Genomic DNA, 24,677 nt, shown 5'->3' with positions numbered 1-24,677 from the left:
TATGGAAAGTGTTAGAAAATTTGATGCGATGTTAAAGGAAAAAGAATCAGAGACCTTTACGATAGCAGCAGCGGTAATGTGGATTCTGGTTTTACCTATGGTAATTATGATGACCTTTCCTTTTGAGGCAAAAGAACTCGGAATTACACATTTAATGGTTATTTACATTATTGGTATGGCTCTTATTATGTATCTTCAGCCCTATATGTATATTAAGGAAAATGGGAAAGTAAGAAAAATATATGCTGTTCTGGAAGAAATGCCGGTGACATGGAAGGATATTTACAGGGTAAGGAGGGAGTATCTGGACAAATTCTGTCTGCGGACAGGAGTGGTATTTGTGGCTTGTCAGCTTCTGACGGCACTGCTCCGGGGAAAATGGACGATATTTGTAGTCCTGCATCCCTTGTCTGTTATGGGAATTGTGTGGTTTTTTGGCCTTTCCTATATCTGGAACTGGAGAAAATAACAAAGTAAGAAAACTTTTACATTCACTCTAAAGTTTTTTCCGGGAATACCGATATATATGACATAGAAAAGAAATAATACCAGATAAGGTGGTGGAAAAAATGAGAGTTGACGCCTATAACCAGATTACCCAGATGTATCAGGCAACTAAGACGAAGCCGACAGCGGCTAAGGGTAAGGTAAGCTCTACAGATGTGTTTGAGATTTCTCAGGCAGGAAAGGACTTACAGGTATTGAAGCAGGCAGTTAAGGCTGCACCGGATGTCAGGGAGGACAAGGTAAATAAGATTAAGGAGCAGTTAGCTTCTGGAACCTATGATGTATCTGCAGAGGAGTTTGCAGACAAGATTGTAAACAGTTACTTTAACACGATTATATAGAAAAAGGCGGGTAGAAGGTTGGCAAGCTTAATAGAAGAATTAATAGCAACCCTAAACCAGGAAAATGAAATTTACGAAGGCCTGATTCCTATCAATGAAAAGAAAACAAAGGTAATTATTAATAATGACCTCGAAGCCTTGCAGGAGATTACAAAGACAGAGCAGGAGATGGTACAGGAGATTTCTGCTCTGGAAACAAAAAGGCAAGAGGTTATTATTAATATAGGAACCGTAATTAATCGCAATCCTGGAACTTTAACATTGAAAAATCTGATACAGCTTCTGGAAAAACAGCCAAAGGAGCAGAAGCAGCTAAGTATTATTCATGATAAACTTCAGAAAACAGTTCATCGGTTGACAGAGATCAATCATCAGAACCAGTCTTTAATAGAACAATCCCTTGAGATGATAGAATTCAATATGAATTTTATCCAGAGTACACGGATGTCGCCAGGGAATAATTATAACAAGGATGCTTCGGGTATAGAAATGCAGATAGAGCAGACCCGGAGGTTTGATACAAAACAGTAGGCAGGTGTTACAATGGGTAATTTAATGACAAGTATGTATACCGGTGTGTCCGGACTTAGGGTAAACCAGCATTCTCTAAATGTCACAGCACATAATATAGCGAATGTAGATACCAAAGGCTTTACCAGACAGCAGGTATTAACAAAGGATTTTACGTATAATACAATTGGACAATCTTATAATTCGGCCATGCAGGTTGGTCTCGGTACCGATATGAGCATTATCCGCCAGGTCCGGGATGTCTTTATGGATAAGGCCTATCGGTTAGAGGTAGGACGGCAGGGGTTTTATGAGGCACAGCATGACTCTGTGAAGGAGATAGAAAATCTTTTCGGAGAGTTGGAGGGTGTAGCCTTTAAAAACAATTTGTCGGAGCTTTGGTCTTCTCTCGCTAATCTGGCAAAGCAGCCGGATAGTATTGTGAAAAGAGGAATTCTGGTATCTATGGCACAGGAATTTATCAATCGTGCTTCCGTAATCAGTAAGCAGATGGAGGAATACCAGAAAAATTTAAATTCTCAGATTCAGGAAAAAGTAAACCGGATTAATAAAATTGGCGAGGAAATCCGGGATTTAAACAAAGCAATCCGCCAGTACGAAAGCAGTGGTCAGCAGGCCAATGATTTACGGGATTCTCGCAATCTTCTGCTGGACGAGCTGGGAGGCTTGGTTAACTGTACCTACAGGGAGGATGGCACGGGTGTGGTAACAATCAATGTCGAGGGTGTACAGTTCCTGGTAGATGACCAGCTTACCTATATGGCTACGGAGCGGATGGTGACCGACGGCGAGCAGGAAAAGGCAGATAGGATAAATCAACTGGCAGAGGCATTGCAGAAGAAGTATACGGATACAGCAGGCGATACGACAGCAAAGCTTGCAGCAGTAAGGGCATCGGATGAATGGAAAGAATTAAGAAGATATGGGAATCTTTCAGCTAAGGCAGATGCACAAGATAAGCTGTATGTGGAAAGAAATGATATTCCATTAATTGCTGATGATAAGGTGGTAGAGGTTCTTCCAAAGCAGTCTGACCTGTTAAAGGTTATCTGGAAGGGCAACGGTCTGGGAGATGTGTTCCGGCTGACGGGCGATTATAGCAGCAGAAACAATACGGATATAGGCTCTCTGAAGGGACTTATCGTAGCCAGAGGAGCTTTCGATGCCAAATACACAGATATCCCGGTGGAGGCTGACTATAAGGACGAGAAGGGTCAATGGCTTCCTCCAAAGGGAGAGGAGGACTTTAGGGCAGCGATAGCGGAATATAACAAAACTGTGAATTCTTCTACTCTGATGATGACCCAGGCACAGTTTGACCAGCTGGTGCATGAGGTAGTAACCAGGATTAATGATATTCTTTGTCCGAATACGGAGGCCACAAAAGATACGATAAAAAAACTTGTGGAAACAAAAACGAATGGCAATAAGACAGTGGATCCTGCGACAGCAACGATTGAGCTGGCAGATGGAACGATATATTCCCTGGCAGACCTTGAGGCAGAGGATATGCTTATGCTGGATGAGATTAAGAGCTCTACCGGTATGGATGATGGAAAAACCATTGGTGAAGCAATTTTTAATCGTAAGAGTACCGAACGATATATAGAGGCTGAATTAAAGGATAAGGATGGAAAGCCTATTTTAGACGAGAAGAACAATCCAATTAAGGTCTATATCTACAATAAGGAATACGAATCCAACAATTATAGCCTGTTTACCATTGATGAGATTGAAATTAATCCGGAAATCCTGCAGGATTCTTCCAAAATACCATTAAGCTACAATATCTATTCCGGCTTTTATGGCGGATATGATACGGAAAGGGCAAATGAGCTTTTGGGAATTTGGGATGATAAGGGCTTGAAGCTGGATCCGAATTCCCTGACAACCTATAATTTCGCTGATTATTATGCAGCTATGACCGCGGGAATTGCTTACCGCGGAGAGCTGTACTATGAGATTTCGGAGAACCAGAAGGACATGGTGAGTACACTGGATAACAAGCGACAGGAGGTTGCGGGAGTATCCTCCGATGATGAGCTTACAAACCTGATTAAATATCAGCATGCCTATAACGCTTCTTCCAGATACATTAATGTAATTAATGAAATGCTGGCACATGTGATTGAGCGGTTAGGCTAAGCAGAAAGGACACAAAGTATGCCAAATACATTCTTTGGACTGACAATAGGAAAGTCTGGCTTATATAGCTATCAGGCAGCGATTAATACAGCTGCCCATAACTCTGCAAATGCACAAACACAGGGATATTCCCGTCAACAGACACTTCGGAGTGCTTCTGCTGCGATTTCCATAGTAGGAAGCTATGGTATGGCAGGTACTGGTGTTGATGTAAATGGTGTTGTGCAGGTGAGAGATCAGTATTATGATGTGAAGTACTGGAATAATAATGCAGTATATGGAAATTACAGCACGAAGCAGTATTATCTTTCCAATATTGAGAATTATTTAAGTGAAATTAAGTCTGACGGTACAACCGCTGTATTTGATAAAATATTTACTGCGATGACAGGACTGGCTACCAGTCCGGGAGACACCAATATGCGTACCCAGGTAGCAGAATTTGGACAGACCTTTGCAGAATATATGAATTTTTTATACACCGGACTACAAAAGCTTCAGGATGAATGCAATTTTGAAATTAAAAATGCAGTAGATAAAATCAATTCTCTGGCAAAGGAGATTACCAATCTTACCAAGCAGATTAATACGATTGAGGTAAGAGGAGGCAAGGCAAATGACTTAAGAGATGCCAGAGCACTTTTGGTTGACAAGCTTTCTGAAATTGCGAATGTTACCGTGACGGAACAAAGTGCTGGAGATGGTATCGGTGTAAACCAGTATATCGTGCGTTTAGATGGAAAAACTCTGGTAGATACCTATGAATATAATACCCTGAAGGTTATTCCGCAGGAAGCAGGTGTCAATAAAAATGATATGGACGGGCTGTATTATATTAAGTGGAACAATGGACAGAATTTTGATGCTAACAGCACATCACTTTCCGGCACCCTGAAGGCACTCCTTGAGGTGAGGGATGGAAATAATAAGCAGAATTTTACAGGAACTGCCAAAGGAACGGCAGGAACGAATACCCTGACCATAACAAATTCCAACATCACAGATTTTAATCTTTTAAATATTCCTGATGCCAATGGAAGGATAAAGGTCGGTGCCAGGGAATATGTATATGAGAAATTCACAGCAGAGAAGGTTGCAGATGGAACAGTAACCTATACCTTTACCTTAAAGGAAACTTTGGCAGAGGAGATTAAGGATACGGCTGCCAGGATTGGTGAGAGTATTGAGTACAAGGGTATTCCATATTATATGGGACAGTTCAATGAGTTTGTCCGTACCTTTGCAACAGCCTTCAATGATATTCACAAGACCGGACAGGATTTTTATGGAAATAAAAATGAACTGGATTTCTTTACTGCAAAAAATCCAACCACTGGTGAGGATATGAAATTTGCACCAGTAAGGGATGGGAATGGAAATTTAGTTTATCCGCAGAAAATTGACTCCTCTGTACAAAACAGCTATTACCATATGAATATCGGTAATTTTAAGGTCAGTGGAGAAATTTTAGCTGATCCGAAGAAAATTGCCTGTGCAGAGGACAGAGTCAGCAATGGTATTGAGGATGCAGGAGTATTAAATAAGCTGATTGCTTTAAAAACAGATGTAACTATGTTTAAGCAGGGACGGCCGGATTCCTTTTTACAGACACTGGTGGGCGTTATGGGTATTGATGCCAAGGCAGCTAAGAATCTGAGCGAAAGCCAGGACAATATTGTAAAGGCAATTGAAAGCCAGAGAATGTCTGTTTCCGGTGTAGATGTTGACGAAGAGACTATGGATTTGGTAAAGTTTAAAAATGCCTATGATTTGAATTCAAAGGTAATTTCCGTTATGAATGAAATTTATAATAAGCTGATTAACGAAACTGGTATTTAGGTAAGGAGGCAGCCATGAGAGTTACAAATCGTATGATGACAAGTAATACACTGAATAACATCGGCAGAAATAAAAGAAATATGTTTACGGCAGCAAACCAGTATGAAACGGGGCAGAAGATACAAAGGCCTTCTGAAGATCCGGTAGTCGCTGTACGTTCCTTAAAATACAGAACCCAGCTTACAGAGCTTACCCAGTATGTGGACAAGAATATTCCGGATGCCTTTTCCTGGATGGATGTTACGGAAAGTGCTATGAAAAATGTCAACGAGATTCTGACAAAGATGAATACCTACTGTGACCAGGGAGCTAACGGTACTCTGGAGACCTATGACAGAAACAGTATTATCGAAACCTTGCAGCAGTATAAGGAGCATATTGCAGATATGAATAATTCAGATTATGCGGGCCGTTATGTATTTACCGGCTATAAAACTGATGTTCCGATGCTGTTTTCCAGGGAAGAGAAGCAGTATACCTATACGATTGATGAGACCTTTGCCTTTGCTGACATTGAGGCAACCTCTTATGTAAAGGGCGGAGCCAGATACGATGCTGCAAAGAATGCAGATGACTATGCAAAGCAGGCACCAACCTTAGAAATGGCACAAAAGATTAAGCTGACCTATCAGAATACAGATACTGAGAAACCAAAGGTTTTTATTGGCGGGGTAGATGTTTCAAATAAGATTGTACCAAAAAGCCTTTCTGAACCAGCTGGAGCATGCTATACAGCAGGAGCTGACGAAATCATTTATGTAAAAGAAACAGGAGAGCTGATTCTGGGAGAAAATCTTTATAAGGAGGCTCAGAAAACAGATTCCATCCAGGTGAGCTATGAAAAAACCAATTTTGAAAAAGGGGATGTACGTCCGGAGCATTACTTTAAATGCACTGCTAAGAATAATGTGACAGGTACAACAGTTCAGTACGCACCGCCGGAGATTCAGAAAATTCAGTACGAGGTTAATTTCAGCCAGATGCTGACAGTAAATACCTTAGGAAAGGATGCGATTCCTACCTATATTAGTTCAAAGATTGATGAACTGATTAAAAATGTGAATCAGGTTTTTGATATGGATAAGGAACTGACAGAGGTAAATAAGCTAATAGAAACGGAAAAGGATGCAACAAAGCTTGAGACATTAAAGCAGCTAAAGGAGCAGCTTTCCACAGAGCAGACACTGAAGAAGAAAGTATTACAAAATGCCTTTGCCTCCGGTCTTACTATGACCCAGAAGGCAGAAGAACAGGTAAACATCGCACTTTCCAATCACGGAAGCCGCTATCTGCGTCTGCAGCTTACAGAGGATCGTCTTTCCAATCAGAAAACAGATTTTAAAGAAATGTTGACCAATAATGATTATGTAGATATGGAGACTGCGATTATAAATTACAAAAATGCAGGTACAGCATATAATGCGTCCTTAGCCTGTGCAGCTACGATTGTAAAAAATACACTGTTGGATTTCCTGTAAAAGGAAAGGGCTGGATAGACTTGCTTTCATCAGAAAAATGAAGTAAAATAACACAAAGGAGTATAGAAAGGAGAGGCAGATATGTTAATTAAAACAAGATGCTTTGGGGAGATTGATTTAGAAGAGGATAAAATTCTAACCTTTGATAATGGAATTATGGGCTTCGAGGCTTGTAAGAAATTTACGATTCTGTATGATAATGCAGAGGAAAATACTCCGGTAATCTCCTGGCTACAGTCCTTGGATGAGGAAGGACTAGCTATTCCCGTAATTAACCCTCTTTTGGTAAAGCCGGATTATAATCCGACGGTAGAGGATGAGCTATTAGCTTCTCTTGGTGAATTAACAGAAGAAAATTTAGTAATCCTTCTTTCTGTGACAGCGACAGCGGAGGCAGAAAAAATGACAGCCAATTTAAAGGCGCCATTTATTATTAATGCAGACACAAAAAAGGGATGTCAGCTGATTGTGGAAAACAGTGATTATGAAATCAAGTACAACATTTATGACGCCATCCAGAAAATGAAAAAGAGGGAGGAATAATATGCTGGCCTTGTCGAGAAAATTAAATGAGTCTATCGTTGTTGGCAACGATATTGAAATTACTATTTTGGAGGTAAAGGGCGAACAGGTGAAAATCGGAATCAACGCTCCAAAATCGGTGCCAGTATATCGAAAGGAGCTGTATACGCAGATTCAGGAGTCAAATAAGGAGGCTGCAAATGCAGAAAGTAATCCGGAGATATTTAGGAAATTATTAAAATAGGATTAAATGATACGGAGCCCGGTTCAATGCGTGTTGAATCGGACTCCGTATTGCATTGAAGTAAAAGGAGGGGCTATGAAGCCGGCAATTGATTTGTCAAGGGAGTATGGGATTGTTTTAGAGGGAGGAGGAGCCAAAGGAGCATATCAGATTGGAGTATGGAAGGCATTTAGAGAATACGGAGTGAAAATAAAGGGAATTTCCGGAGTATCGGTAGGTGCCTTAAATGGGGCATTGATATGTATGGGAGACTTAGAAAAGGCAGAAAGAATATGGGAAAATATCACCTATTCCAGAGTTATGGATGTAGATGATGAGATTATGGCAACACTAATGCGGAGAGATCTAAAGAAGCTGAGTCTTAGGGAGGCTTCTTTAAGAGCACTGGAGATTATAAAAAACAGGGGCTTCGATGTAACACCGCTGCAAGAGCTAATGGTATCTGAGATTGAGGAAGAAAAGATACGAAATTCAGCGATTGAATTTTATCTGGGTGTTGTAGACGCAGGGCGGCTTCGGGAAGAGGAATTTAAAGCATCGGAGCTGCCGGAGGGGACGATTAAGGATTATCTGCTTGCCAGTGCATACTTTCCAGCCTTCCGGATAGAAAAGATTCTTGGGAAAACCTATCTGGACGGCGGTATGATGAATAATGTACCGACGGATGTGCTTGTAAAACACGGCTACAAGGATATTATTGTAATCCGCATTTTCGGAATAGGAAGGGAAAAGCGGATTCATATTCCAGAGGATGTAAATATACTGGAAATTGCACCTCGGGCTGATTTGGGAAATTTGCTGGAATTCGACAGTAAAAAAAGCCGTCGCAATATGAAAATTGGGTATTATGATGGGCTGCGGTTTTTATGTGGATTGGCAGGTGAATACTATTATATTGACAGTGATAGAGAAGAGTGCTGGTATTTAAATCAGTTGCTTTCTGTGTGCAGTGAAAATCCAGAGCAGGTACTCTCCGAGTATCATTTGGAGGATAGTGAGCCTGAACTGTTTATACGGATTGTAGTAGAGCAGATTTTGCCGCAGATGGCAGCACGTTTCCGGCTTGGCAGGGAATTTACCTATAAGCAGCTGTACCTTCTGTGGCTGGAACGGATGGCAAGGCTCCTTAGAATTTCGCGTTTTTGTGTATATACAGAGGAAGAGCTTTTGTGCGAGGTCAGAAAAAAGATTTTGAAAAATGAGTCACTGGAAACTTCACAAGGCATGAAAGTTATGGTATACTAAGGCTTAATTTACAATTATGAGAGAGAATGAAAAATAAGGAAGAAGGGAGAAGGAAGTATATGACGAGAGATTTTGCGACTATGGAGCCGGAAATTTTTGATTTATCATCTATGTGTAAGGACAATTTTAAGATTCCTGCACAGCTTTACAGTAAGTATGAGGTGAAGAGAGGGCTTCGGGATATTAGTGGACAGGGTGTGCTGACCGGACTTACTGAGGTTTCGGAAATCCGCTCCTATACGGTAATCGACAGGGATATGATTCCGATTGAAGGTAAGCTTTATTACCGGGGTGTGGATGTAGAAGAAATTGTAAAGGGCTTTATTGATGAAAGACACTTTGGCTTTGAGGAAACGGTGTACCTGCTTTTGTTTGGCAAACTGCCGAAGCAGGAGGAGCTTTCTGAATTTATGTCATTGCTTTCCAAGTACCGGGAAGAATTGCCGACCGGCTTTGTGCGGGATATTATTATGAAGGCGCCAAGTCGTGATATGATGAATACGCTGGCGAGAAGTGTGCTGACTCTCTATTCCTATGACAGCAAGGCAGACGACACTTCTGTTGAAAATGTACTTCGCCAGTGCCTGCAGCTGATTGCTCTGTTCCCGATGCTGTCTGTATATGGCTATCAGGCCTATAGTCACTATCATGACGGCAATAGTCTGTTTATTCATACCCCTGCAGCTGGATTGTCTACGGCAGAAAATATATTGCATCTCTTGCGGCCGGACAGCCAGTATAGTGAGTTGGAGGCAAAAATACTGGACCTTGCTTTGGTGCTTCATGCAGAGCATGGCGGCGGTAACAATTCAACGTTTACAACACATGTAGTAACATCCTCTGGAACTGATACCTATTCTGCCATTGCGGCTGCTTTGGGTTCATTGAAGGGGCCAAAGCATGGCGGAGCCAATATTAAGGTAATGCATATGTTTGAAGATATGAAAGAAAAGATAAAAGACTGGACAAATGAGGCAGAGGTAGTACAATATCTGGAGGATATTTTAAATAAAAGGGCCTTTGATAAAAAGGGACTGATTTATGGTATGGGCCATGCGGTATATTCTATTTCCGATCCAAGAGCCAGGGTTCTCCGTGGCTTTGTAGAACGGCTTTCGGTGGAAAAGGGAAAAGAAAGGGAATTTGCTCTGTATTCTATGGTAGAGAGACTGGCACCTCAGATTATTGCACAGGAAAGACAGATTTATAAGGGAGTAAGTGCCAATGTCGATTTTTACAGCGGTTTTGTATATAGTATGCTGGGACTTCCTTATGAGCTGTACACACCGATTTTTGCGATTGCGAGAATTGCAGGCTGGAGTGCCCACCGTCTAGAAGAACTGATTAATGAAGGGAAAATTATCCGTCCGGCTTATAAATCCGTTGCAAAGCACCAGGAATATATTCCGTTAGAGGAAAGATGATAAAGGATAATTATGATGAAAAAAAAGGTACTAACACTTTTAAAGGAAGCAGATGGATATTTGTCCGGACAGGATATCTGTGAAAAGCTGGAGGTATCACGGACTGCTATCTGGAAGGTGATGAAGCAGCTTCGTGAAGAAGGCTATCAGATTGAGTCGGCCTCTAACCGGGGTTACCGGCTTCTAGAAGTACCGGACCGGCTGACGGAAGCGGAGCTGGGAAGCCGTCTGGAGAATAGTCTCTTTGGAAAAAATATTATATATAAAGAAGAAATTGATTCTACAAATATAGAAATAAAACGGCAGGCAGAGGCCGGAGCTTTAGAAGGGACTCTGGCAGTGGCAGAGTTCCAGCGACAGGGAAAAGGAAGAAGGGGAAGAGCCTGGAGTTCTCCCAAGGGCTCTGGCATCTGGATGTCCTTTCTTCTGCGGCCGCAGCTAAGGCCGGAAAATGCGTCAAGTCTTACGCTGGTGGCAGCTCTGGCGGTAAGCCGGGCAATAGAAAAGGTAGCAGGACTTTCGGCACAGATAAAATGGCCGAATGACCTTGTGATTGGCGGAAAGAAAATTTGTGGAATACTGACAGAAATGAGCTCAGAGATGGATTTTATCCACTATGCAGTAGTTGGAATTGGTATCAATGCCAATATAAAGGAATTCCCTGAAGAGCTTCCCTATGCAACCTCTCTTTTTATAGAAGGTGGCAGAGAATATAACCGGGCAGAGCTGGCAGCTGTAGTGCTTAAAGAATTCGAAAGCTGTTATCAGGAATTTCTTGCCGAAGAAAGTCTTGAGAGGCTGCTTTCGGACTATAACAGCCGCCTGGTTAACCGGGGCAGCCAGGTACAGGTAATAAAAGGAGATGAAAGTCTTAGCGGAATTGCCCGAGGAGTAAATGCTCAGGGCGGACTTTTGGTAGAAACAGAAAGTGGAATAGAAACCATTTTATCTGGTGAAGTATCGGTAAGAGGAGTTTATGGATATGTCTGAAAAAAAGGTATTGTGTGCGTCCAGTGCATATGAGGAAAAATATTATTTCAATGAAGAGTTTTCTGGGCTGCCGGAAGGTATTAAAGAAGAATTAAAGCTTATGTGTGTGCTTTTCACTGCAGATGTTGGCGGAATCCTTACGCTGGAGTTTGATGAAGAGGGAAAGCTTATGCTTTTAACAGAAACGGATGAGGGTGACCTCCTTTATGATGAAATTGGCAGCGTCTTAAAAATTAAGGAAATTCAACGGGAAAAAGAAGAACTTTTAGAGGCACTGGAGTTGTATTATCGCGTATTTTTCCTGGGACAGACAGTGAAGGATGGAGAATAGAATGAAAATAGGGTCGGTAGATATCAAAGGAAATCTGGTGCTGGGGCCTATGGCAGGGGTGACGGACCTGCCTTTTCGGCTTTTATGCAAGGAACAGGGTGCCGATTTGATTTATACGGAAATGGTAAGTGCCAAGGGCATATATTATAATAATAAAAATACAGAAAGCCTGATTACGATAGAGGAAAAGGAGCGGCCGGTGACATTACAGCTGTTTGGCTCAGAACCGGAGATTATGGGAGCAATGGCTCTGCGGTTATGTGAAGAGGAGCGTCCCTTTGATATTCTGGATATTAACATGGGCTGCCCTGTACCAAAGGTAACGGGAAATGGTGAGGGATCGGCTCTTATGAAAAATCCTAAATTAGCTGGTGAAGTCGTGACAGAGGTAGTGCGAAGGATAGATAAGCCTGTTACGGTAAAGTTCCGGAAAGGCTTTGAAAAGGATGAGGATACTGCTGTAGAATTTGCCAAACGGATGGAGGATTGTGGAGCGGCAGCAGTTGCAGTACATGGAAGAACAAGAGAACAATATTATAGTGGAAAGGCAGACTGGGACTGCATCCGGAGGGTGAAGGAGGCAGTTGGGATTCCTGTTATCGGAAGTGGAGATGTATTTACTCCGGAGGATGCTAAAAGGATGCTTTTGGAAACCGGCTGTGATGGTATTATGCTAGCACGGGGTGTAAGAGGTAATCCATGGCTGTTTTCCCAGATTAAGACGTATCTGGAGACGGGCATTAAGCCAGAAAAGCCGGGAATTGATGAGCTGCTTTTTATGATTAAGAGGCATAGTAAATTACAGCTGCAGTTTAAGGGAGAATACCTGGGAGTCAGGGAAATGCGAAAACATGTTGCCTGGTATACTGCTGGATATCCGGAGTCAGCTGCTCTTCGCCGCAGAGTAAATGAGGCTGATACGATGGAGGAGCTATTTGTACTTTTAGAAGAATACAGACAGGAGGTTAGTGGATGGACAGAAAAGAAAATGAGAAACTGATAGGAAAGCAGGAAAAACCAAGGAATATGCGAAATTGTATGCGATGTGGAATGATGTTTCAGTATAATGGCTCTGGTCATATCATCTGTCCACGCTGCCGGGAGGAGGATAAAAGAGATTTTGACCGGGTGCGGGATTATGTTTATGAGCATAAGGGTGCTACCATTATAGAGGTAGCAGAAGCCCTTGATATCAAGCCTGAAATCATAGAGGGCTTTTTAAGAGCTGGGCGTTTGGAAATACCAAATGATTCTGCGGTTTTTATTCATTGCGAGCGATGCAGGAAGGAAATAAAGTCGGGAAGGTTTTGTGCTAACTGTGCTGCTCAGCTTACGATGGAAATGAAGAGAGCTTTGGATTTTGACGATTCTCAGATTGGAGAGGAGCCAGACAGAAAGGGTAAAATGCACTTTATAGGACACAGAGAGCTTTAGGAAAATAGACAAATGACCGCGATGAAAAGATAAAATAATATCCATATTAAACAAAAATGATGTTTTGACGTATTTTTCTGTTGTATTTTAAAAAGAAAAATAGTAGTATATTCAGTAGTCGGACATTTGTGTGCCACATAAAGACAGGAGGTTTTGAATTTGAGTGAAAAATTAAAAGTTGGAATTCTTGGAGGAACTGGTATGGTAGGCCAGAGATTTATTTCTTTATTGGAGAATCACCCATGGTTTGAAGTAACATTGGTGGCTGCAAGCGAAAGAAGTGCAGGGAAGACATATGAAGAAGCTGTGGGCAGTCGCTGGAAGATGCCAAAGCCGATGCCTGAAGCAGTAAAGAGCCTGGTTGTACATAATGTAAATGAGGTAGAAGAGGTCGCCTCCCAGGTAGATTTTGTGTTCAGTGCGGTAGATATGTCCAAAGAGGAAATCAAGGCAATTGAAGAAGCCTATGCAAAAACAGAAACGCCGGTTGTTTCTAATAATAGTGCACACCGCTGGACAAAAGACGTTCCAATGGTAGTGCCGGAAATTAATCCGGAGCATTTTGAGATTATTGAATTCCAGAAAAAGCGTCTTGGTACGAAAAGGGGCTTTGTAGCAGTAAAGCCGAACTGTTCTATCCAAAGCTATGCACCGGCTCTGACAGCACTTATGGAATTTAAGCCAAAGGTTGTTGTAGCAACGACCTATCAAGCGATTTCCGGTGCAGGTAAGACCTTTCAGGACTGGCCGGAGATGGAGGGGAATATTATACCTTTCATCAGCGGTGAGGAGGAAAAGAGCGAACAGGAGCCATTAAAGCTCTGGGGTAAGATGGAGAATGGTCAGATTGTGAAGGCAGAAGGATTAAAGATTACAACCCAGTGTATCCGGGTGCCGGTATTAGATGGTCATACAGCAGCAGTTTTTGTATCCTTTGATAAGAAGCCGGCAAAAGAAGAAATTATAGAACGCTGGAGGAGCTTTAAGGGATTGCCACAGACATTGAACCTTCCATCTGCACCAAAGCAGTTTATTCAGTATCTGGAAGAGGATAATCGTCCACAGGTACAGCTGGATAAGGATTTTGAGCATGGAATGGGAATTTCTATGGGACGTTTAAGAGAAGATTTGGTATATGATTATAAATTTGTAGGTCTGTCCCACAATACAGTAAGAGGAGCTGCAGGAGGAGCGATTCTTTGTGCAGAGCTTTTAAAGGCACAGGGCTATATTGAGAAAAAGGCGTAATAAAAGTCAGATTGAGAGTGAGGATAAAAATGAAGGAATACTATATCGTAAAGAGAAAGGCAGTGCCTGATGTATTGATTAAGGTTGCAGAGGTGGATCGTTTGCTGGAATCAGGTAAGGCTATGACGGTGCAGGAGGCAACGGAGCTTCTGGGGATCAGCCGGAGCTCTTATTATAAATATAAGGGTGACATTATGCCATTTCATGATCAGGCAAGAGGAAAAACAATTACCTTTATGCTTCAGATTAATGATGAGCCAGGAGGACTTTCCCTGGTGCTCAATGAGGTGGCCAGGTGTCATGCTAACGTCCTAACGATAAATCAGAGTATTCCAATCAATGGAATTGCTCCGGTAACGCTGAACCTGGAAATTCAGCCGGAGACCATAGATGTAATGGAGATGGTAAATGCAATCGAAAAAATAGATGGTGTACTGTCTTTGAAAATAATTGCCAGAGAATAACGAGGAGTAAGGCTATGATAAAAATTGCAGTATTAGGCTATGGCACTGTGGGTTCCGGAGTGGTCGAGGTGTTGGGAAAGAACCACGAAAAGATTACCCAGCGTGCCGGAAGAGAAATCGAAGTAAAATATATATTAGATTTGAGAGACTTCCCGGGGGACCCGGTGCAGGAAAAGGTAGTCCACGATTACCGCGTTATTGCAGAGGACCCGGAAATTTCTGTTGTGGTAGAGACTATGGGTGGCATAAATCCAGCCTATGAGTTCGTAAAAGAGGCCTTAGAGCGTGGAAAGAGTGTATGTACCTCGAATAAGGAGCTGGTAGCAAAGCATGGTGCCGAGCTTTTAGCAATTGCCAAGGAAAAGAAGGTGAATTTTCTCTTTGAAGCAAGTGTAGGCGGTGGTATTCCTATTATCCGTCCGCTAAATCAGTCTCTGACTGCAGATGAGATTCAGGAGATTACAGGTATTTTAAATGGTACGACAAACTACATTCTGACAAAAATGGCAAAGGAGGGGGTAAGCTTTGCCACTGCATTAAAGGAAGCTCAGGAAAAGGGATATGCAGAACGAAATCCTGAGGCAGATGTAGAGGGCTTTGATGCCTGTAGAAAGATTGCAATTCTGACCTCCTTAGCCTATGGTATGCAGGTGGACCATGAGGACATCTATACGGAGGGTATTACAAGGATTACAGATGTGGATATCAGCTATGCAAAGGAAATGGGAGCTGCCATTAAGCTTCTGGGAACAGGTAAAAAGGTAGGACACAAGGTATATGCCATGATTTCTCCTGTGCTGATAAATAGTGATAATCCATTATTTAGTGTAAATGACGTTTTTAATGGAATTTTCGTTAGAGGTAATCTTTTAGGAGACGTTATGTTCTATGGAGCCGGAGCCGGAAAATACCCGACTGCCAGTGCTGTTGTATCGGATGTGGTGGATGCTGTAAAGCATCTGGGAACCAACATTATGACAATCTGGAGCAGTGAAAAGCTGGAGCTGGCAGATTATAAAGATGCTTCCAGACGATTTTTTGTCCGTGTACCTGTTGCACAGGAGGATAAGGCAAGAGAGCTGTTTGGAAGGGTGCAGGAAATTGATGCAGGTATCCTGGGTGATTTTGGTTTTATTACACCGGTGATGACGGAACGGGAATACGAAGAAAAGGCAAAGGAATTAGAGGTACGGAGCATGCTCCGTATGGATTTTTAGCTTGTAAGGGAAGTATAGACAGATTGTGTGTGAAATGGATGTGAGATAATGAAATATATCGTAATATTAGGTGACGGTATGGCTGATGAGCCTCTAGAGACTCTTGGCGGCAAAACCCCGCTGGAAGCAGCGGTTACACCGATGATGGACAGACTGGCAGGAAAATCTGAGCTTGGCATGGCACATACGATTCCCGAGGGCATGAGCCCGGGAAGTGATACGGCAAATCTGGCCGTTTTAGGCTATAATCCAAAGCTTTATTATACCGGGAGATCTCCTTTAGAGGCCTTGAGCATTGGAGTTCCGATGAAGGAAAGTGATGTTGCGCTGCGGTGTAATCTGGTTACTTTATCAGAGGAAGGTGCCTATGAAGAAAAAAAGATACTGGATCACAGCTCCAGTGAGATTTCTACCGAGGATGCGGTGATTCTTATAGATGCTGTAAAAAAAGAGCTGGAAAATGATGTTTATCATTTTTATACCGGAACCAGCTACCGGCATCTTACCCTCTGGGATAAGGGAAGTGTTGTTCCACTGACACCGCCTCATGATATTCTGGGAAATGTAATAGCAGAGTATCTTCCAGAAAACAGGAAGCTGCGGGAGATGATGAAAAAAAGCTATGATATTTTAAATCAGCATCCATTAAATATAGAAAGAGAAAAAAAGGGCCTGAATAAAGCAAATTCTATCTGGTTCTGGGGTGCAGGTACGAAACCAATTCTGGATAGCTTTGAAGAAAAGACCGGAAGGAAAGGTGTTATGATTTCCGCTGTTGATCTCTTAAAGGGAATCGGAGCTGGAGCAGGCATGAAAAATATTCTGGTAGAGGGTGCCAACGGAACGCTTCATACGAATTACAAGGGAAAGGCGAAGGCAGCGGTAGACGCTCTTTTAAAGGATAACTATGACTTTGCCTATATTCATGTAGAAGCTCCAGATGAGATGAGCCATCAGGGAAGCATAGAGCGAAAAATCCAGGCAATTGAGTATCTGGATCGAGAGGTTGTAAAAACGGTGGTAGAGGAGCTTAAAAGGGCACAAGAGCCTTTTCGGCTGCTTTTATTGCCAGACCACCCAACGCCGATAAGGCTGCGAACCCACACGGCCCAGCCGGTACCGTATCTCTTGTATGATAGTACAATGGAGAGAAAGGCAGCCGGTACCTATAATGAAAAAGAGGCAGCTATGACCGGAATTGTGGAAAAGGATGGTTATTTGTTGATAAATAAACTGTTAGGAGGAAGCCATGTTAATAGTTAAGAAATTTGGCGGTACATCGGTAGGTGATAAAGACCGGATTTTTAATGTAGCGAGAAGATGTATCGAGGATTATAAGGCAGGACATCAGGTGGTTGTGGTTCTGTCTGCGATGGGAAAGACGACAGATATTTTGCTGAACCAGGCAAGAGAGATGAATCTAAATGCACCAAAGCGTGAATTGGATATGCTGATGACAACAGGAGAGCAGACCTCAGTTGCCCTGATGGCAATTGCCATGGATGCACTAGGAGTACCGGCAATTTCTTTAAATGCCTTCCAGGTATCTATGAATACGACACCGGTATATGGAAATGCCCGGTTGAAGCGTATTGATACCGACAGAATCAAGCATGAGCTTTCCAACAAGAAGATTGTTATTGTAACCGGCTTCCAGGGCATCAACAAATACGATGACTACACTACTCTGGGACGAGGCGGCTCTGATACGACAGCTGTCGCTCTGGCAGCAGCTTTGAGAGCGGACCGGTGTGAGATTTTCACTGATGTGGATGGCGTATATACAGCGGACCCAAGAATTGTAAGGGAGGCCCGCAAGATTGAAGAAATTACCTATGATGAGATGCTGGAGCTAGCTTCTTTAGGAGCTGGTGTGCTTCACAATCGTTCGGTAGAGATGGCAAAGAAATACGGAGTAGAGCTGGTAGTTCGCTCCAGCTTAAATAATTCAGAAGGAACCGTTGTTAAGGAGGTAGTAAAAATGGAAGAGATGTTTGTAAGCGGCGTAGCGTGTGATAAGAATGCGGCCCGTATCGCAGTAATTGAGCTGGAGGACAGACCGGGAGTTGCGTTTAAGCTGTTTAACCATCTGGCAAACCATAATATAAATGTAGATATTATTTTACAGTCTGTAGGTCGTGACGGCACAAAGGATATCAGCTTTACGGTAGATGAGGATGCTGCTGACGAGGCAGCAGCAATTATCGAACGCCACCGTCAGGGAAGCTTAAAATGCAGTCGTGTTGAGGTAGAGAAAAATGTAGCTAAGGTTTCTGTGGTTGGTGCAGGTATGATGTCTAATCCGGGTGTGGCAGCTAAGATGTTTGAGGCTCTCTATGATGCTAATGTAAATATTAAGCAGATTTGTACCTCGGAAATCCGTGTTACTGTGCTGATTGATGAGAAGTATGCTGATGTGGCAATGAATGCAGTCCATGATGCTTTTGCATTGGGAAAGTAAGCTTTGGTTTATCAGCAGCAGATGTATTTATGATGTTGTACAATAAAAAATGACATATACTATTTTCAAATCTCTGTTGGTTATATAACAAAATTCGTGTATAATTCCTAACTTTGGGAGTTGAGCATTAAAATATGGTGCTAAGCCAAGGATTAAAACCTATGGCTTAGCATTTTTTTGATTTCTCCATCACTTAAAAATAGGATGTCAATGGAAGAAATACCTAAATTTTACTTTACAGATAATGGAAAATAATGTATAATCCGATATAAATAATAACTGCTTAATCAGCAGACAATATTTAAGATTAATAGTGCGAGAAAGATAAGGAGAGTTAGAATGTTTATTCTTAAAAACCAGATAAAGTCTTATTATAAAAATATATTTTTTTATATAGGAATTATTATAGTTGCTTTGATAACATACTTTAATTGTGCTAAATATATAAATCTTCATTATGTTGAGAATGAAAATGAACTTGAGAAAATATATCAAGTGGATTCTGAGGGAATAGTTGCTGGCAGAATCCCTACAACATATTCCGAAAAATTAGAGAGTATTTATAAAGATCTTAGAGAGATGGGATATTCTCAGGAAGATGTGGAAGAGATGCGCTCTCATATTGAAGAAAATTCATTAGATTTTCGAGAAATCTATGAATATTTTGAAAAAGATAAAGGAATGACAAATATATCTGTGGAGTTTGAATGGAAATACAGTGAAAAAAAGGGAACAATGAAAGAAGTAAACGAGTTACTTTCAGAGTATCTTTCACAGGGAATATTTAGTGAGAAAATATCCAATAAATTCACTGATTTCATGAACTTGTATCTTGCTATGATTACAATACTTATATCTGTTTTTCTTTTTAGAAATGAGTTACGAAAAGATACCTATGAATTACTACATACAAAATCCTTTAAAGCAAGTAACTATATTCTGTCAAAAGTATTTGGGCAAGTTGCTGCAATTATTTTAGCATGCATAGTTGTACTTATAGGATTAACTATTTGTTCAATGCGAACAGCTAATAATCTTCATGTGGACTATAATATATTATGTTTATTTTGGAGATTTGTCATGTTTTGTATACCAACTATTATATACATATCTTCTTTTAGTTGCTTAAGCTCATTAATTTTTAAAACGCCAGTACCTGCTATACCTATATTATTTTTACAAGTTTTATATTCCAACACTGGAAGCAGAGCGTCAGATGGTTCATTTATTTATGTTGTAAGACCGTTGTCATTATTAACCCGTTTTCCGGGTGATCTTTTTAAAACAGTAGTGAAAAAAGAGATGTATTATAACGGGATCTTATTGTTACTTGTATCATTTATTATTTTAATTGCAGCGATTCAATTATGGAAAAGGAGAACAACGCTTTGAGAATTTTATTTAAACTATCTGTACCTAGATATAAATGGATTAGTACACTCTGTTATATGTTTTTTCTATGCTTATTGCCCTTGGTACACCAGATATCAGATATTACGTCATTACTGGATGGATATTTTGGTTTACTTCCCATTGTGTTTTTCTCTGATATTTTATTAATGGAATATCCGGGACGAAATATAGAAATATTTATGTTAAAATCATATCGAATAAAAAGGTATATTTTACTGATGAGAATATTCATGAATTTACTAATGTTAGTGTGTGCTAGTATGTTATTTTATGGTGTATTCTTTTTAATTCACAACCCAGTGATTAACCAGGAGGATTCTATTATTTACTACTTCTTTATTTCGATACTTATTGTTTTAATGAATAGCTTAATATTTGGTTTTCTGTCTATGTTATTTTCAAATCTTTTCTCAAATAGGTGGGCTGGTATTGGGATAAGCATATTTATATGGGTTTCATTGATTTCCAAATGGGGGAGGAGTTTGCCAGTACCGATCAATATGTTTTTATTTGGAAAGCGTGAACTAGATGGTAATCCAGATCCTAACGCAAAATTATGGTTCATCGGGAAAATGGTTATGTTAATTCTTGTAATAATTCTAGCTGCGATTGAACAAAAGTGGCTGGAAAAAAGGGTTAAGGTGTAATTATATGAATGAGAATAAGTAAAGGAGAAATATAAAATGTCGATTCTGATTAATCAAGTATCTAAAATATATAAAAATGGTTATAAAGCATTAGATAATGTGAGTATGGAAATTGGTAACGGTGTATGCGGATTGCTAGGGCACAATGGAGCCGGAAAGACAACTTTGATGAGAATTATCTCTACATTACTAATTCCAACTGAGGGCAACATTGAGATATGTGGTATTCAATTAAAACGAGAGAATTATGATGATATTAGAAGATTAATAGGATATTTACCTCAAGAGTTAGAACCTTATCCAGAACTGACAGTAAAAGAAACCCTAGAGTATCTGGGGAGGAGTTCTGGTATTCCAAAAACTCATATAAAAGAGCGAATTGAATTAGTGCTTGAGAAAACCAATTTAGTAGAGCATTACAATAAAAAGAATAAACAGTTATCAGGTGGGATGAAACGAAGGGTCGGATTGGCGCAGGCAATGTTGAATAATCCTAAAATTTTAATTATCGATGAACCAACTTCAGGATTAGATCCAGAAGAAAGAATAAAAATTCGTAATATGTTGAGTGAGTTGGGGGAAAATTGCAGTGTTTTATTTTCTACACACGTTGTCGAAGATTTAGCAGCTACTAGCAACACACTTTGCATATTAACAAAAGGGAAAGTAGATTATTTTGGAACAATACAAGGCTTATTACAAAGTACTCAAGGAATGGCATATGAAACTACTGTAAAGGATAAAGATGAAGTAGAAATAATTGCCGCGGATTATCAGATTGTTAATAAGATACATACACAAGAGGGAATTCGGGTGCAGTTTGTTTCGATTAACCAGCCATCCATTCGATGCACATCAAGAGAAACCACTCTGGAAGATGCATATATTATACTGAATAAATATGAAAGGTAATGCAGTAGCTATAGTTGATAGTGGATCTGATTCTAATGAGATATTGTATAAACAATATGTAGAACTATATTTCTGGAAAATAAGTGTATACAAATAGAGGCATCCTACAGGATAGAGATTTTATCCGTGGGATGTTTTTATTTGGGCTTATTGAGTGATAACGGTTGAAACTTGGAAATATTTTGGATATAATAAGGTTAAGGAGGATGGAGTTATGACGATTGATGAGATGAAAAAACGGAAAAAGGAGCTGGGATACAGCTATGATCAGATTTCTGAACTGTCAGGGGTTCCGCTGGGAACTGTTCAAAAGGTTTTTAGTGGAGTGACCGCTTCTCCTCGATATGATACCTTGTATGCTTTGGAGCAGATTTTGGGAAAAGGGGACAGACAGATTGGCGAAGAAGCCTTTGGCTGTCCGGAAAAAAAACAGGGGGAATATACTCTGGAGGATTATTATCAGCTGCCAGAGGACGTGCACATGGAGTTGATTGATGGTGTTATTTATAATATGTCTTCACCGAGTTCCATTCATCAACTGCTCTGTGGTCTTATTTATGGTAAGCTGCTGGGATATGTAAGCACTTGCCGGAATAGCTGCGTACCTATGATTTCTCCGATAGATGTCCAACTTGACTGTGATGAAAAAACAATGGTACAGCCAGATATCGCTGTTGTATGCGATCGTAATAAGGTTATGGAGCATTGTATTTATGGAGCTCCGGATTTTATTATTGAGGTTCTCTCTCCGACCACAAAAAAAAGAGATTCCATTATTAAGCTGAATAAATATATGAGTGCAGGAGTTCGTGAATACTGGTTGATTGATCCGGATAAAAAGATAGTAATTGTATATGATTTTGAGCATGAAGAATATCCAGCAATTTATGGTTTTGACAGCAGAGTGCCTGTCCACATCTGGGAGAAAAAATGTGAGATAAATTTTCGGGAGATATATGAATATATTCGGTTTTTGTATGAGAAATAGCGTGCATAATTATACTGACAAAATGCATAAAAAGGAAAGGAGGTATCTTTATGATAGCAGGAATTAATATGAGGGGTCAGGTAACCGGACTATATCCACAGTATAATGTAAATCCGATTAGTCCAATTGGAAAGACAGAAGGCACAGATGCAGTTGAAAAATCTGAAAAAAAGGGAGAATGTCAGACCTGTAAAAACCGTAAGTATGTAGACGGCTCCAATGAAGGAAACGTTTCCTTTAAGACGCCGGGACATATTTCACCGGAAGCCTCGGATGCAGTAGTTATGGCTCATGAAAAGGAGCATGTGGCTAATGCAGTTAATGAAGGAAATAAGGCGAATAAGGAGCTTATTTCAGCAACGGTATCTCTTCAGATGGCGGTCTGTCCTGAGTGCGGCAGAGCCTATGTAGCTGGTGGTACGACAAGGACAACGATGGCAACCTATTCGGATAATCCCTATGATCAGGCACGGAAAAGTATCGAAGGAAGCTTTTTGGCAGGGCAGAATATAGATTATGTGGCATAAAAAGCATTCTGGTGATATGTCAAGAACTTTTTGAAAAAGATTTTGATATGTTTTTCAGAAAAAAGGGTAACTTTAACAGACCTTCGGTATGTTTCATGCAAAACCGAATGTCAGTTCGACTCGATATTATGTTCGGTGTCCAGCTTTTCGCCGGTGTACAGTTGGTTTTTGACCAGCAATCCAAAAACGAGTCGTACTAATTTACGAGATGTAAGCGCGAGTGCTCTTTTGTGCTGATGTTTGGTTACCTCAGCATATTTTCTGGCATAGAAATCAGCATATTCAGGGATGTGCTTCCTGACGCTGTTTGCCGCTTCGCCAAGATAATAGCGAAGATAGGGATTTCCGGCTTTCGACATAACGTTGTCCTCAGAAGTGAAATCTCCGGAATCACCCTTAGGCCAGTAAAGCCCGGCGTATTTGGCAAGGGCATCGGATGAATGAAACGCTGTTATATCGCCTATTTCTGATAGAATCCCAGATGCCCATACCGGACCTATTCCAGGTATGGATTGAAGGATGATCAGGGCGTTAGGGTTCATTCCGTTGATGCATTTCTCAATCGCCTGTTCTATCAGCTTGATTTCTTTCTGATAGGCATGGATGCAGTTAAACGAGCTTGCCAGTGATATGTTCAGTGGTTCGTACATGCACTTGTCTAACCGGTAGGAATCCCTGGCTGCCTTCCGCAGAAGTTCAGAAGTTTTGGATATGTCAGAGATGCGGTTCCTGCTCTTTTGGGCAAGAAAGGTAAGCAGATTCTCTTCCGGCATATCGATAATCTCCTGTGGAGACAAAAATTCCGTCAGGACAGCTGAGGACGTGGCACCATAGAGACTGCCAAAGGGCTTGTCATCACCTTCAAGGAGCTGAAGTTCACTGAACTTCAGATAAAGATTAGAGACCATATAAGTCTTCTCCCTGGTGATGCACTCAGAAAGGTGCATACGGTGCCTTGTAAGGCGTTTAAGGGCTATAAACTGCCCGCCGCGCCATGGCTCCAGTTTTTTCGTACGGCCTACCCTGCCAAAGTCAGCGATGAGATATGCATCTGCGGGATCGGTCTTTTCCATTCCGATATAGGACTTTCGGTAATTCGAAGTGGCTTTTGGGTTTACGCAAAAGACGTAAGGCTTGTAGGGCATGAGAACCTCGCTGGTCGACAGGAAGTTTGAAATATGCACGCTGTATACAGAAGTAGATTCCAGCACGATAAGAATCGTATCCAGGTTTTTATGCTTCTGCATACACTCAGCAATCATATTTACAAGCTTATCGGCACCCGGCTGATTATTGCCAAACGACGATGAGATGTATTTGTTTTCCTCAAAGTCCATCGCATAGACAGCATTGGTCTTTGAGCTTACATCAATACCTACAAACAAGGTGGACAAATAGTTGATCTTTAACATGATATCACCTCCATTCCGATGGGGATTTGTGAAGCCTGAAGCAAAAGGTTTATCCTGTGCTGCATACGGTGACCGAAACCTCGCGCAATGAGCATGCACCCAGTCAGCCTTTCTTGCTGGGGCTAACGGCTGGGGATGAAAATTCTGTGTCAGCGGAATGTGCCGTATGTGCTAGGCTGAATGCTATTGAAGCAGTCTCGGACTAAGCCGGCTGAAAGGAGAAACAGCAGTGCCTTCGGACATCAGACTCTACCTGATATCATACCACAGGATCTACCTATATTGAAATGTAACTATCGACTGTATAGATGGGAATCGGGATGAGGGGAGTTCCTCTTAGATGTCCTTACCATTTAT

Annotated in this window: 25 protein-coding genes; 24 read left to right on the top strand and 1 reads right to left on the bottom strand. The window is 41.1% G+C overall.

Features of this window, described 5'->3' with window-relative positions; translation table 11 throughout:
* Position 1 precedes the first annotated feature (1 nt).
* From ASU35_RS00125 to ASU35_RS00010, 24 genes are all read left to right on the top strand, one after another.
* Entirely contained in the window at positions 2-469 is a 468-nt protein-coding gene (locus tag ASU35_RS00125; RefSeq protein WP_058351097.1) for a hypothetical protein, read from the top strand.
* Between the two features lie 100 nt (positions 470-569).
* Entirely contained in the window at positions 570-848 is a 279-nt protein-coding gene (gene flgM, locus ASU35_RS00120) for a flagellar biosynthesis anti-sigma factor FlgM (protein ID WP_058351096.1), read from the top strand.
* 18 nt (positions 849-866) lie between these two features.
* Positions 867-1,379: a flagellar protein FlgN gene (locus tag ASU35_RS00115; RefSeq protein ID WP_058351095.1), complete on the top strand. Its 513-nt coding sequence runs from the start codon at positions 867-869 to the stop codon at positions 1,377-1,379.
* Positions 1,380-1,391: 12 nt separating this feature from the next.
* Positions 1,392-3,524 (top strand): flagellar hook-associated protein FlgK, encoded by a 2,133-nt coding sequence (flgK, locus tag ASU35_RS00110; RefSeq protein WP_058351094.1) that lies wholly within the window; start codon positions 1,392-1,394, stop codon positions 3,522-3,524.
* Positions 3,525-3,542: 18 nt separating this feature from the next.
* Positions 3,543-5,363, top strand: coding sequence for a flagellar hook-associated protein FlgK (flgK, locus tag ASU35_RS00105; protein WP_058351093.1), 1,821 nt, complete (start codon positions 3,543-3,545; stop codon positions 5,361-5,363).
* Positions 5,364-5,377: 14 nt separating this feature from the next.
* Positions 5,378-6,841: a flagellar hook-associated protein FlgL gene (gene flgL, locus ASU35_RS00100; protein WP_058351092.1), complete on the top strand. Its 1,464-nt coding sequence runs from the start codon at positions 5,378-5,380 to the stop codon at positions 6,839-6,841.
* An 81-nt stretch (positions 6,842-6,922) separates the two neighbouring features.
* Positions 6,923-7,384 (top strand): flagellar assembly protein FliW, encoded by a 462-nt coding sequence (fliW, locus tag ASU35_RS00095; protein WP_058351091.1) that lies wholly within the window; start codon positions 6,923-6,925, stop codon positions 7,382-7,384.
* Between the two features lies 1 nt (position 7,385).
* Entirely contained in the window at positions 7,386-7,607 is a 222-nt protein-coding gene (csrA, locus tag ASU35_RS00090) for a carbon storage regulator CsrA (RefSeq protein WP_058351090.1), read from the top strand.
* Positions 7,608-7,682: 75 nt separating this feature from the next.
* Positions 7,683-8,852 (top strand): patatin-like phospholipase family protein, encoded by a 1,170-nt coding sequence (locus tag ASU35_RS00085; RefSeq protein ID WP_058351089.1) that lies wholly within the window; start codon positions 7,683-7,685, stop codon positions 8,850-8,852.
* Between the two features lie 59 nt (positions 8,853-8,911).
* The gene (locus tag ASU35_RS00080) at positions 8,912-10,276 is read left to right on the top strand and encodes a citrate/2-methylcitrate synthase (RefSeq protein WP_058351213.1); all 1,365 of its coding nucleotides are present in this window, start codon (positions 8,912-8,914) and stop codon (positions 10,274-10,276) included.
* A 15-nt stretch (positions 10,277-10,291) separates the two neighbouring features.
* Complete coding sequence (locus ASU35_RS00075; RefSeq protein ID WP_058351088.1) at positions 10,292-11,266, top strand: biotin--[acetyl-CoA-carboxylase] ligase; 975 nt, start codon at positions 10,292-10,294, stop codon at positions 11,264-11,266.
* Positions 11,259-11,597 carry a DUF6145 family protein gene (locus ASU35_RS00070; protein WP_058351212.1) on the top strand — a complete coding sequence of 113 codons (339 nt, stop codon included), beginning with the start codon at positions 11,259-11,261 and terminating at the stop codon, positions 11,595-11,597. The genes ASU35_RS00075 and ASU35_RS00070 overlap by 8 nt, the downstream gene beginning before the upstream one ends.
* 1 nt (position 11,598) lies before the next feature.
* Entirely contained in the window at positions 11,599-12,597 is a 999-nt protein-coding gene (gene dusB / locus ASU35_RS00065; RefSeq protein ID WP_242861163.1) for a tRNA dihydrouridine synthase DusB, read from the top strand.
* Positions 12,570-13,031: a hypothetical protein gene (locus tag ASU35_RS00060; protein WP_058351086.1), complete on the top strand. Its 462-nt coding sequence runs from the start codon at positions 12,570-12,572 to the stop codon at positions 13,029-13,031. The genes dusB and ASU35_RS00060 overlap by 28 nt, the downstream gene beginning before the upstream one ends.
* A gap of 159 nt (positions 13,032-13,190) precedes the next feature.
* The gene (gene asd, locus ASU35_RS00055; RefSeq protein ID WP_058351085.1) at positions 13,191-14,279 is read left to right on the top strand and encodes an aspartate-semialdehyde dehydrogenase; all 1,089 of its coding nucleotides are present in this window, start codon (positions 13,191-13,193) and stop codon (positions 14,277-14,279) included.
* A gap of 29 nt (positions 14,280-14,308) precedes the next feature.
* Entirely contained in the window at positions 14,309-14,743 is a 435-nt protein-coding gene (locus ASU35_RS00050) for an ACT domain-containing protein (protein ID WP_058351084.1), read from the top strand.
* Positions 14,744-14,757: 14 nt separating this feature from the next.
* Entirely contained in the window at positions 14,758-15,960 is a 1,203-nt protein-coding gene (locus ASU35_RS00045; protein WP_058351083.1) for a homoserine dehydrogenase, read from the top strand.
* Between the two features lie 48 nt (positions 15,961-16,008).
* The gene (locus tag ASU35_RS00040; RefSeq protein WP_058351082.1) at positions 16,009-17,223 is read left to right on the top strand and encodes a cofactor-independent phosphoglycerate mutase; all 1,215 of its coding nucleotides are present in this window, start codon (positions 16,009-16,011) and stop codon (positions 17,221-17,223) included.
* Positions 17,210-18,421, top strand: a complete 1,212-nt coding sequence (locus ASU35_RS00035; protein WP_058351081.1) for an aspartate kinase — start codon at positions 17,210-17,212, stop codon at positions 18,419-18,421. Before ASU35_RS00040 ends, ASU35_RS00035 begins: the two co-directional genes overlap by 14 nt.
* A gap of 339 nt (positions 18,422-18,760) precedes the next feature.
* Complete coding sequence (locus tag ASU35_RS00030) at positions 18,761-19,813, top strand: ABC transporter permease subunit (RefSeq protein WP_058351080.1); 1,053 nt, start codon at positions 18,761-18,763, stop codon at positions 19,811-19,813.
* Positions 19,810-20,481, top strand: a complete 672-nt coding sequence (locus ASU35_RS00025; protein ID WP_058351079.1) for a hypothetical protein — start codon at positions 19,810-19,812, stop codon at positions 20,479-20,481. Before ASU35_RS00030 ends, ASU35_RS00025 begins: the two co-directional genes overlap by 4 nt.
* A 36-nt stretch (positions 20,482-20,517) precedes the next feature.
* On the top strand, positions 20,518-21,393 hold the full coding sequence (locus ASU35_RS00020; protein WP_058351078.1) for an ABC transporter ATP-binding protein: 876 nt from the start codon (positions 20,518-20,520) through the stop codon (positions 21,391-21,393).
* Positions 21,394-21,607: 214 nt separating this feature from the next.
* A complete protein-coding gene (locus tag ASU35_RS00015) occupies positions 21,608-22,381 on the top strand; it encodes a Uma2 family endonuclease (protein ID WP_058351077.1) in 774 nt (257 codons plus the stop codon).
* Between the two features lie 50 nt (positions 22,382-22,431).
* The gene (locus ASU35_RS00010; protein WP_058351076.1) at positions 22,432-22,908 is read left to right on the top strand and encodes a hypothetical protein; all 477 of its coding nucleotides are present in this window, start codon (positions 22,432-22,434) and stop codon (positions 22,906-22,908) included.
* Positions 22,909-23,018: 110 nt separating this feature from the next.
* Here the strand turns inward: ASU35_RS00010 and ASU35_RS00005 are convergent, their stop codons facing one another.
* A complete protein-coding gene (locus ASU35_RS00005) occupies positions 23,019-24,320 on the bottom strand; it encodes an IS110 family RNA-guided transposase (RefSeq protein ID WP_058351075.1) in 1,302 nt (433 codons plus the stop codon).
* Positions 24,321-24,677: the final 357 nt, after the last annotated feature.

This window comes from Acetivibrio ethanolgignens (assembly GCF_001461035.1).
Taxonomy (GTDB): domain Bacteria; phylum Bacillota; class Clostridia; order Lachnospirales; family Lachnospiraceae; genus Velocimicrobium; species Velocimicrobium ethanolgignens.
This window is presented reverse-complemented; position numbering and strand designations above follow the sequence as displayed.

Excerpts from the sequence above, each read along its gene's own strand:
- flgK (WP_058351093.1), top strand. The coding sequence starts at position 3,543 with ATGCCAAATACATTCTTTGGACTGACAATAGGAAAGTCTGGCTTATAT.
- ASU35_RS00035 (WP_058351081.1), top strand. The coding sequence starts at position 17,210 with ATGTTAATAGTTAAGAAATTTGGCGGTACATCGGTAGGTGATAAAGAC.
- flgL (WP_058351092.1), top strand. The coding sequence starts at position 5,378 with ATGAGAGTTACAAATCGTATGATGACAAGTAATACACTGAATAACATC.
- ASU35_RS00005 (WP_058351075.1), bottom strand. The coding sequence starts at position 24,320 with ATGTTAAAGATCAACTATTTGTCCACCTTGTTTGTAGGTATTGATGTA.
- ASU35_RS00085 (WP_058351089.1), top strand. The coding sequence starts at position 7,683 with ATGAAGCCGGCAATTGATTTGTCAAGGGAGTATGGGATTGTTTTAGAG.
- dusB (WP_242861163.1), top strand. The coding sequence starts at position 11,599 with ATGAAAATAGGGTCGGTAGATATCAAAGGAAATCTGGTGCTGGGGCCT.
- ASU35_RS00075 (WP_058351088.1), top strand. The coding sequence starts at position 10,292 with ATGAAAAAAAAGGTACTAACACTTTTAAAGGAAGCAGATGGATATTTG.
- ASU35_RS00050 (WP_058351084.1), top strand. The coding sequence starts at position 14,309 with ATGAAGGAATACTATATCGTAAAGAGAAAGGCAGTGCCTGATGTATTG.
- ASU35_RS00125 (WP_058351097.1), top strand. The coding sequence starts at position 2 with ATGGAAAGTGTTAGAAAATTTGATGCGATGTTAAAGGAAAAAGAATCA.
- ASU35_RS00030 (WP_058351080.1), top strand. The coding sequence starts at position 18,761 with ATGTTTATTCTTAAAAACCAGATAAAGTCTTATTATAAAAATATATTT.
- ASU35_RS00060 (WP_058351086.1), top strand. The coding sequence starts at position 12,570 with ATGGACAGAAAAGAAAATGAGAAACTGATAGGAAAGCAGGAAAAACCA.
- flgK (WP_058351094.1), top strand. The coding sequence starts at position 1,392 with ATGGGTAATTTAATGACAAGTATGTATACCGGTGTGTCCGGACTTAGG.
- ASU35_RS00045 (WP_058351083.1), top strand. The coding sequence starts at position 14,758 with ATGATAAAAATTGCAGTATTAGGCTATGGCACTGTGGGTTCCGGAGTG.
- ASU35_RS00040 (WP_058351082.1), top strand. The coding sequence starts at position 16,009 with ATGAAATATATCGTAATATTAGGTGACGGTATGGCTGATGAGCCTCTA.
- ASU35_RS00010 (WP_058351076.1), top strand. The coding sequence starts at position 22,432 with ATGATAGCAGGAATTAATATGAGGGGTCAGGTAACCGGACTATATCCA.
- csrA (WP_058351090.1), top strand. The coding sequence starts at position 7,386 with ATGCTGGCCTTGTCGAGAAAATTAAATGAGTCTATCGTTGTTGGCAAC.
- fliW (WP_058351091.1), top strand. The coding sequence starts at position 6,923 with ATGTTAATTAAAACAAGATGCTTTGGGGAGATTGATTTAGAAGAGGAT.
- ASU35_RS00070 (WP_058351212.1), top strand. The coding sequence starts at position 11,259 with ATGTCTGAAAAAAAGGTATTGTGTGCGTCCAGTGCATATGAGGAAAAA.
- ASU35_RS00020 (WP_058351078.1), top strand. The coding sequence starts at position 20,518 with ATGTCGATTCTGATTAATCAAGTATCTAAAATATATAAAAATGGTTAT.
- ASU35_RS00080 (WP_058351213.1), top strand. The coding sequence starts at position 8,912 with ATGACGAGAGATTTTGCGACTATGGAGCCGGAAATTTTTGATTTATCA.
- ASU35_RS00015 (WP_058351077.1), top strand. The coding sequence starts at position 21,608 with ATGACGATTGATGAGATGAAAAAACGGAAAAAGGAGCTGGGATACAGC.
- flgM (WP_058351096.1), top strand. The coding sequence starts at position 570 with ATGAGAGTTGACGCCTATAACCAGATTACCCAGATGTATCAGGCAACT.